Origin of the sequence: Halomonas sp. ALS9 (assembly GCF_001651035.1) — a bacterium.
GTDB lineage: Bacteria > Pseudomonadota > Gammaproteobacteria > Pseudomonadales > Halomonadaceae > Vreelandella.
Window position 1 is genome coordinate 1 of the sequence record NZ_LXRG01000232.1, and the last position, 7,795, is coordinate 7,795.

At 56.7% G+C, this 7,795-nt stretch carries 7 protein-coding genes; 5 read left to right on the top strand and 2 right to left on the bottom strand.

What is annotated here, in order from left to right:
• Window positions 1-19: 19 nt before the first annotated feature.
• Both A6R74_RS20620 and A6R74_RS20625 read right to left on the bottom strand, forming a co-directional pair.
• Entirely contained in the window at window positions 20-3,091 is a 3,072-nt protein-coding gene (locus A6R74_RS20620; RefSeq protein WP_064236342.1) for an efflux RND transporter permease subunit, read from the bottom strand.
• A complete protein-coding gene (locus A6R74_RS20625) occupies window positions 3,075-4,220 on the bottom strand; it encodes an efflux RND transporter periplasmic adaptor subunit (RefSeq protein ID WP_064236343.1) in 1,146 nt (381 codons plus the stop codon). Before A6R74_RS20625 ends, A6R74_RS20620 begins: the two co-directional genes overlap by 17 nt.
• Before the next feature lie 242 nt (window positions 4,221-4,462).
• On the opposite strand from A6R74_RS20625, the gene A6R74_RS20630 reads away from it, so the two are divergent.
• From A6R74_RS20630 to A6R74_RS20650, 5 genes are all read left to right on the top strand, one after another.
• The gene (locus A6R74_RS20630) at window positions 4,463-5,437 is read left to right on the top strand and encodes a malate dehydrogenase (RefSeq protein ID WP_064236344.1); all 975 of its coding nucleotides are present in this window, start codon (window positions 4,463-4,465) and stop codon (window positions 5,435-5,437) included.
• A 74-nt stretch (window positions 5,438-5,511) separates the two neighbouring features.
• Window positions 5,512-5,808 carry a DUF4160 domain-containing protein gene (locus tag A6R74_RS20635; protein WP_205634232.1) on the top strand — a complete coding sequence of 99 codons (297 nt, stop codon included), beginning with the start codon at window positions 5,512-5,514 and terminating at the stop codon, window positions 5,806-5,808.
• Window positions 5,805-6,044, top strand: a complete 240-nt coding sequence (locus A6R74_RS20640; protein ID WP_064236345.1) for a DUF2442 domain-containing protein — start codon at window positions 5,805-5,807, stop codon at window positions 6,042-6,044. Before A6R74_RS20635 ends, A6R74_RS20640 begins: the two co-directional genes overlap by 4 nt.
• A gap of 645 nt (window positions 6,045-6,689) precedes the next feature.
• Window positions 6,690-6,923, top strand: coding sequence for a hypothetical protein (locus A6R74_RS20645; protein ID WP_064236346.1), 234 nt, complete (start codon window positions 6,690-6,692; stop codon window positions 6,921-6,923).
• A complete protein-coding gene (locus tag A6R74_RS20650; RefSeq protein ID WP_064236347.1) occupies window positions 6,913-7,281 on the top strand; it encodes a type II toxin-antitoxin system VapC family toxin in 369 nt (122 codons plus the stop codon). The genes A6R74_RS20645 and A6R74_RS20650 overlap by 11 nt, the downstream gene beginning before the upstream one ends.
• Window positions 7,282-7,795: the final 514 nt, after the last annotated feature.

The window sequence follows — 7,795 nt, forward strand, 5'->3', positions numbered from 1 at the left end:
ACCACTCACCACTCACCACTCACCCATGACGCCTCAACTTCCCGCCAATCACCAACATGCAAGGCGTGAGTAGCAGCGTTAGCGCGGTGGCAAAGGTGAGCCCGCCAGCAATGGCGCTCGACATCTGCGTCCACCACTGGGCAGAAGGGGCATTAAAGCCCAGCGCCGGCGAGAATAGATCCACATTGATCCCCAGTACCATCGGCATTAGCCCCAGCACCGTGGTAATCGCCGTTAGCAGTACCGGGCGTAGGCGCAAGCAGCCCGCTTCAAGGGCGGCTTCGACCGGCGTCATACCCTGGCCGCGCAGCTCGTTGTAGGTATCGATCAAAACAATATTGTTATTGACCACAATACCCGCCAGGGCAATCACGCCCATCCCCACCATCACAATACCGAAAGCCTGACCGGTGATCAGTAGCCCCATCAACACTCCCGCGGTGGAAAACACAATAGCCGATAGCACCAAGCCCGCCTGATAGAAGCTATTGAACTGAGTGACTAGAATCAGCGCCATCAAACCGATAGCAATCAAGAACGCGCTGGCCAGGAACTGCATTGACTCCTGTTGATCCTCCTGCTCACCGGCCACATTCACCATTAAACCATCAGGCAGGCTGTCGCCACCCGCTTCCAGCAGCGCGCCCAGGCGCTCATCAGCGAGATAGCCGGGGGCAAGATCGGCGTCGATGGTAATGGCGCGTCGGCCATCAATACGGTTCAGCGTACCGACTTTAGGTGCTGGTTCCAGGGTCACAAAATGCGAGATGGGCACCTGACCCCGCTGGGTGTTGATGGTCAAGCGCTCAAGCTGATCCAGCGAGCGCCAGTTTTGTGGTAAACGCACGCGGATATCCACTTCATCACTCACTTCGGGCGGCCGATAGCTCGCGACTTGAAGGCCCGTCGTCAGTAGCTGTACCGCGCTACCAATGGTGGTCACGTCGGTGCCCATACGCGCTGCGGCTTCGCGATCCACGTTAACTCGCCACTCCACGCCGGGCAGGCTGCGGTTATCCTGAATATCGGTAAAACCACCCAGCTCGCGCATTAATTGGGTCAGTTGGTTTACCCCGGTATCAGCAACGTCAGGATCGGTGGCGCTCACTTCGAGCACAATAGGCTTGCCGCCGCCGGGGCCCATTTCCTGTTCCTGAAATTCCAGCGTAATGCCGGGAATATCTGCTGCGCGCTCGGCCATATCGTCCAAAATAGCCTGAGCAGGGCGACGCTCATGCCAGTCGATGAACTGGAACTGCAGCATTCCAATCACGTCGTTGCCCATCTGCTCGTTAGGTACCGCAAAAGAGCGTGCGTAAAGCGCTCGCACTTCGCTCATGCCGGATAATTTGGCTTCCACCCGCTGCACAATGGCATCGGTCTCCACGGCAGAAAAATCACCTCGGGCACGCACCAGTACCTGGGCGCTGTCGGGCTCTACGCTGGGAAAGAAGTCGACGCCGTGGTTGAAGCGCGCATAGCCGGTGTAAAGCAGCGCCATTAACAGCACCGTGACCAGCAGTACCCAGGCAGGGTGCTTGAGTAGCCTGGACAACAGATGGCGATAGCCCCGACCAAACGATGTCGTCGCCTCTTCATGGTGAGCGCCATCAGCAGCGGTTGTGGTACGTGTAAATAAACGGCCCAGCGTCGGCAAAAACACCAGCGCCATGGCGAGCGATGCTAAAAGACACAAAATCACCGTGGCGGGCAGGTACTTCATAAACTGGCCGACCACGCCGGGCCAGAACAGCAGAGGAATAAAAACTGCAAGCGTAGTCGCTGTCGAGGCAATGACCGGCCAGCTCATCCGAGAAGCGGCGTTGAGCCACGCCTCATGGGGCGCTTGTCCATCCCGTAAGTAGCGGTCGGCAAGCTCGCTGACTACGATAGCGCCGTCCACCAGCATGCCCGCCACCAGAATCAACGCAAACAGCACCACGATATTGAGCGTAAAACCAAACGCCCACACCAGCAGGATGCCGGTTAAAAACGCGCCGGGAATGGTAAGCCCGACCAACAGCGCCATGCGCCAACCCATCGCTGCGACCACCACGATTAGCACCAGCACCACAGCAGTCAGCACGTTGTTGAGTAGCTCCGAGAGCATATTCTCAACGGTGGTCGACTCATCCAGAATGGTGGTGAAACGTAGTTGTTCGGGAAGCAAGTCATCGGCCTCGGCTAAGCGGTCACGTACAGCGCCAATGGTGGCGATGATATTCGCCCCGGCGCGTTTGGAAACCTCCAGCACCACCGCTGGCTGGCCATCAATGCGGGCGAAGCCTTCCGGCTCTTTATAGGTGGGGTTAATCCACGCCACGTCGCCAAAGGTGACCACGCGATCCTCATCGACCTTGACCGGCATATTCATGACATCGTCAAGGGACTCGATAATGCCGGGGACTTTTAACGCTAGGCGCCCAGCGCCGGTATCCAAGCTGCCCGCTGCTACCAAGCGGTTATTGCGTGATACCTGATTAAACAGCGCATCAAAATCGACCCCGTAGCTCTCCAGCACCAGCGGATCAACGACGATCTCTAGTAAGTCTTCCCGCTCACCGGCAATGTCGACTTCCAGCACGTCGGCGATGCCTTCGATCTCTTCCTGTAGGCGCCGGGCAATCGTCATGCGTTCGCGGGTATCCAGTTGCCCGGAGAGGCCAATGGTCAACACCGGAAACTCCGAGACGTTGACCTCCATCACGCGAGGCTCATCGGCTTCCGAAGGCAGCTCACTGCGGGCAATATCCACACGGTCGCGCACGTCGGTCAGTGCGGTGTCCGGGTCAAAGCCAGGGTCGAACTCTAGGGTTATCGAACCATGCCCCTCGCTGGACTGGGCGGTGAACTTGCGCAGCCCTTCAATGCCGCGCAGCTCCTGCTCCATGGGTCGAATCAACAGCCGCTCGCCATCCTCGGGGCTCACCCCCTCCAGTGACAGCGATACATAAATCATTGGAATGGTGACGTCGGGGTTGGCTTCTTTAGGGATCATCTGCCAGGCAGTGATGCCCGCCAGCAGCAGGCTGACTAACAGCAGCAGCGTCGTTCGGGTGTGGGCTAGCGCCGCATCAATCAACTGGCGCATTAACGTTATCCTGTTCCGCTGGCTGTTCTGAGGAGCGTTGCGACGACGGCTGCGAAATAATTGCCACCTCAGCAGGCACCGGAGTAACCGTTTCACCGATTTCCACCATCCCTGCGCCTAGCGTAATCAGACGCAGCGGATCAGGCAGGCCGGTCACGTAGGCGCGCTGGATGTCAGCGCTAACAAGCTCGACGGCCGTTAGCTGTACCTGATCGTTGTCATCCAGATGCTTGACCGCCAACTGACCTTCGCTATTCAAACTCAGTAGCGCAGGCGAAAGGGTATGCACCTGGCGGGGCGGTAGGGTGATTGTTAGCTCCGCGCTGGCGCCTGCCAAGCGTTTACCGGCCGGGTTATCCAGCGTGGCTTCAATATAAAAGCTGCGTGTGGCCTCTTCGGCGCGGTGGCTGATAAAGGTCAGCTCGCCTTCTAAGTGATCGCCATTTAGCAGCCGGGCGGTCACTGGCAATCCCTCGCTTAAACCGCCTACCTGCTGCTGTGACACCCAAGCAGCACCTTTCAAGCGGCGGTCATCCACCAACTGGCCCCACTCCTCACCGGGCTGGAGCAGGTCGCCCAGCTCCACCTGAACACGGTTCAGCACACCATCAAACGGCGCGGTGGGGCGGCTGTCGTCCAATTGCTTCTGCAGTTGCGCCACTGCGGCGGCGCTGGCGCTTAGTGCGCTCTGCAGTCGCAGTAGTTCTGGCTGGGAGATCAACTCCCGCTGGCGCAGATTGCGGGCGCCAGCATATTCGGCCTCGGCGACGGCCAGCTCGTCCCGGGCTTGTTGTAGTTGCTCGGGTAGGGCGTCGTTATCCAGTATTAGTAGCGTATCGCCTGCCGCAACGCGGCTGCCTTGGGCCACCGGCTTCTCGGCTACAAAGCCCGCTATATTGGCACGTAGCGTGGTTTCACGCTCGGCTGTCAACTGGCCCTGAATAATCTGCTGGGGGATAAACGGCGTGCTCTGCTGAACGACAATTTCGACCTGCGAGCCTGCTTCGCTGCGTGTTGGGGCATCTGGGGGCGACGTTTGAAAACTTTGAAAATTACCAAAAGCGAGCCATATCACCAGCGCCAGTACCAACAGGCTAGCCAAGGCATAAGAAAACGGGATTTTTCGCATGGAGCGTCCATGTCCTTAGCAAAACAAGAAAGGAGGGCATAAAACCGAAGATACCATAGCGCAACTCAGCCTATTCAGCGAGTAGCACGCCATCGGGTGGCAAGTGCGTATGTCAGATGGCAAGTAGTCTCATGTCTGATTGAGTTTTTGCTCATCTGGGCATACCATCTTTGCGTCTTGAGTTCTGTTAAGCCACTCCTCAGGCGAGAACCATCCCTAGGCGAACCAATCAAGGAGCAATGATGAAAGATCCAGTACGTATTGCGATTACCGGCGGCGCCGGTCAGATCAGCTACTCTCTCATTTTCCGCATCGCCGCTGGCGACATGCTGGGGCCGGATCAACCCGTCATTCTCCAGCTGCTGGAAATTCCCCAGGCAATGGACGCCCTGAACGGCGTGGTAATGGAAGTTAATGACTGTGCTTTCCCGCTGGTGCAAGAGATTGTTGCCACCGACGACCCGAACACTGCGTTCAAAGACGCTGATTACGCCCTGTTGGTCGGTGCCCGTCCGCGTGGCCCAGGTATGGAGCGTAAAGACCTGCTCGAAGCCAACGCAGCGATCTTCTCTGTGCAAGGTAAGGCGCTGAACGATCACGCTAGCCGTGATGTGAAAGTGCTGGTAGTGGGTAACCCGGCTAACACCAACGCGCTAATTGCGTCCTGCAACGCGCCGGATCTAGACGCCGGTCAGTTCACTGCCATGACGCGTTTGGATCACAACCGTGCCCTGACTCAGCTGGCTCAGAAAACCGGTAAGCACGTCACTGACGTTGAAAACATGATCATCTGGGGCAACCACAGTGCCACCCAGTACCCTGATCTAGCCCAGTGCAAAGTCGACGGCAAAGCAGCGTTCGATTTGGTTGAGCGCGACTGGTACGAAAATGACTTTATCCCCACCGTGCAACAGCGCGGCGCGGCGATCATTAAAGCACGTGGCGCCTCTTCTGCCGCCTCTGCTGCCTCTTCCGCCATTGATCACATGCGCGATTGGGCGCTGGGTTCCAAAGGCATCGTCAGCATGGCGATTCCGTCTGACGGCAGCTACGGCATCGAAGAAGGCATCATCTACTCCTACCCAGTGCGTTGTCAGGGTGGCAAGTATGAAATCGTTCAAGGTTTTGAGCTTGACGAATTCAGCCAAGAGAAGATGAAAGCCACCGAAAAAGAATTGCGCGAAGAGCGTGCAGCCGTCGAGCACCTGCTCGGCTAAACGCGCCCGTTGACGCTTTTTTATGAGCGCCAGTAAACGCCAAACCCCGTAAGTGATGCTTGCGGGGTTTTTTATTGCCCAGTTTAGCTTGGGGCTTTGCCAGTGACGGTATGGCTGGGGGTTGCTATGCTTCAGTCTCACAGGCAGAGGTAATTGAAGTGCCAACCTTGCTGAATGAGAAAGGCTTCAAGTTCTTTTTTTATGCCAATGAACACCCTCCACCCCATGTGCATGTGATGAAGTCAGATGGCTGGGCTAAAGTCGAGATTGAGACTGAAGTCGTGGTTTATTCATCATTAAAGAAGCAGGAGCTCAAGGAGTGCCTTGAGTTGATTAGCTTGCATAAACAACAATTTGGAGACTTGGAATGACTGGTTTAGCAGGTAAAGAAGTTCATTTTGATGACCATTACCTCCATGTCGAACTGAGCGATGGTCGGCGTATTTCAACGCCTATGAACTGGTATCCCGAGCTTGAGCAGGCCTCTGTTAAGGTGCTGCGGCATTACCAGTTTATTTGTGACGCCACAGGCATACAGTGGCCAGATATTGATTACCATTTGAGTATTGCCGCAATGTTGGAAACGCGCGCGCAAAAAGTAGCTTAAGCACGCAGTGTTGCCGGGGTTAGTGAGGTGCCACTGGGCGCCGTTCCGCCGCCTCCCGCGGGTGCCTCAAACGCTCGCTGAACTCGCATTTTCATTATCACGCGCTACGAGATGTGCACGAAGCTGCATCGGTGGGTTTCGTAGCGCGTGGTAAGCCTCCGGCGCACCCGCGGAAGCAGCGCGAAGCGGTGCCGGGTTTAGGCTGAGGTGCAATTGGGCGTCGTTCCGACGCCTCCCGAGGGTGCCTCAACCGCTCGCTGAACTCGCGTTCTCGTTACCACGCGCTACGGGATGTGCACGTAGCTGAATCGATGGGTTTCGTAGCGCGTGGTAAGCCTAAGGCGCACCCGCGGAAGCAGCGCGAAGCGGTGCCGGGGTTGGGGTGAAGCGCCACTGGGCGTCGTTCCGCCGCCTCCCGCGGGTGCCTCAAACGCTCGCTGAACTCGCGTTCTCGTTACCACGCGCTACGGGATGTGCACGTAGCTGAATCGGTGGGTTTCGTAGCGCGTGGTAAGCCTCAGGCGCACCCGCGGGAGCAGCGCGAAGCGGTGCCGGGGTTATAAGATCGTTCGTTAGTTACTCGAATTTTCTGCAGAAAGCGTGTCAAATGATTAGGTCTGCTATTTGGGTGTAGGGGAAGTCACAATGCATGCGATTGAATTTGAGACAGATATCCAGGATGGGGTAGTCAAAATTCCTGATGAATATGGATATTTAAAGAACAGACACGCCAGAATTGTTGTGCTGTATGAGAATACAACAGAGGAATCGAACGTCTCTGCTAGGCAGGCTGGAATAGACTTCGCAGCTGTCAAAGCGCCATCCCTAGCCGCTCAGGACGGAGTCGAATACCAAAGGAAGCTGCGGGATGAGTGGTAGCTACCTGCTCGACACCAATGTCTTCATCAATGCCATTGATCGTCAGTTGCGTCTGCCTGCTGCCCATTACACCTATTCAATCATCACTGAGCTTGAACTTCTGGCCTTTCCCGGTTTGCTCTCCGAGGAAGAGCAGGCCATTAAAGTGATATTGGCTCAGTTAACGAGAGTGGAATTGGATCGTCAGGTCAAAACCGAAACCATCAAAGTGCGACGTAGTACTCAGATGAAACTGCCGGATAGTATTATCTCTGCCTCCGCATTTGTTGCCGCAGCTACGTTGGTTACGGACGATGTCAAGTTAGCAGCTAAACATGCTGGCAATGTGATTTCGCTTGATACTCTCCTAAGCCGTTAAATATTTACCTACGTGGTGTGGCAAGTATTGATGTCAGGGCGCGCGCGGTGCCCTTGGGCGCCGTTCCGCCGCCTCCCGCGGGTGCCTCAAACGCTCGCTGAACTCGCATTTTCATTATCACGCGCTACGAGATGTGCACGGAGCTAGATCGATGGGTTTCGTAGCGCGTGGTAAGCCTCCGGCGCACCCGCGGAAGCAGCGCGAAGCGGTGCCGGGGTTGGGGTGAAGCGCCACTAGGCGCCGTGCCACCGCCTCCCGCGGGTGCCTCAAACGCTCGCTGAACTCGCATTTTCATTATCACGCGCTACGGGATGTGCACGTAGTTGAATCGATGGGTTTCGTGGCGCGTGGTAAGCCTACGGCGCACCCGCGGAAGCAGCGCGAAGCGGTGCCGGGGTTGGCGCCGTGCCATTGGGCGTCGTTTCGCCGCCTCCCGCGGGTGCCTACAAAAATGTGAATTGTAAGTGGTAAATGGTGAATCGTTTCGTACTCTTCACGATTCACGATTCACGAT

What these genes read in the sequence shown, in the direction of transcription:
- A6R74_RS20620 (WP_064236342.1), bottom strand. Translation starts at nt 3,091, where the DNA reads ATGCGCCAGTTGATTGATGCGGCGCTAGCCCACACCCGAACGACGCTG.
- A6R74_RS20640 (WP_064236345.1), top strand. Translation starts at nt 5,805, where the DNA reads ATGACTGGTTTAGCAGGTAAAGAAGTTCATTTTGATGACCATTACCTC.
- A6R74_RS20645 (WP_064236346.1), top strand. Translation starts at nt 6,690, where the DNA reads ATGCATGCGATTGAATTTGAGACAGATATCCAGGATGGGGTAGTCAAA.
- A6R74_RS20625 (WP_064236343.1), bottom strand. Translation starts at nt 4,220, where the DNA reads ATGCGAAAAATCCCGTTTTCTTATGCCTTGGCTAGCCTGTTGGTACTG.
- A6R74_RS20630 (WP_064236344.1), top strand. Translation starts at nt 4,463, where the DNA reads ATGAAAGATCCAGTACGTATTGCGATTACCGGCGGCGCCGGTCAGATC.
- A6R74_RS20650 (WP_064236347.1), top strand. Translation starts at nt 6,913, where the DNA reads ATGAGTGGTAGCTACCTGCTCGACACCAATGTCTTCATCAATGCCATT.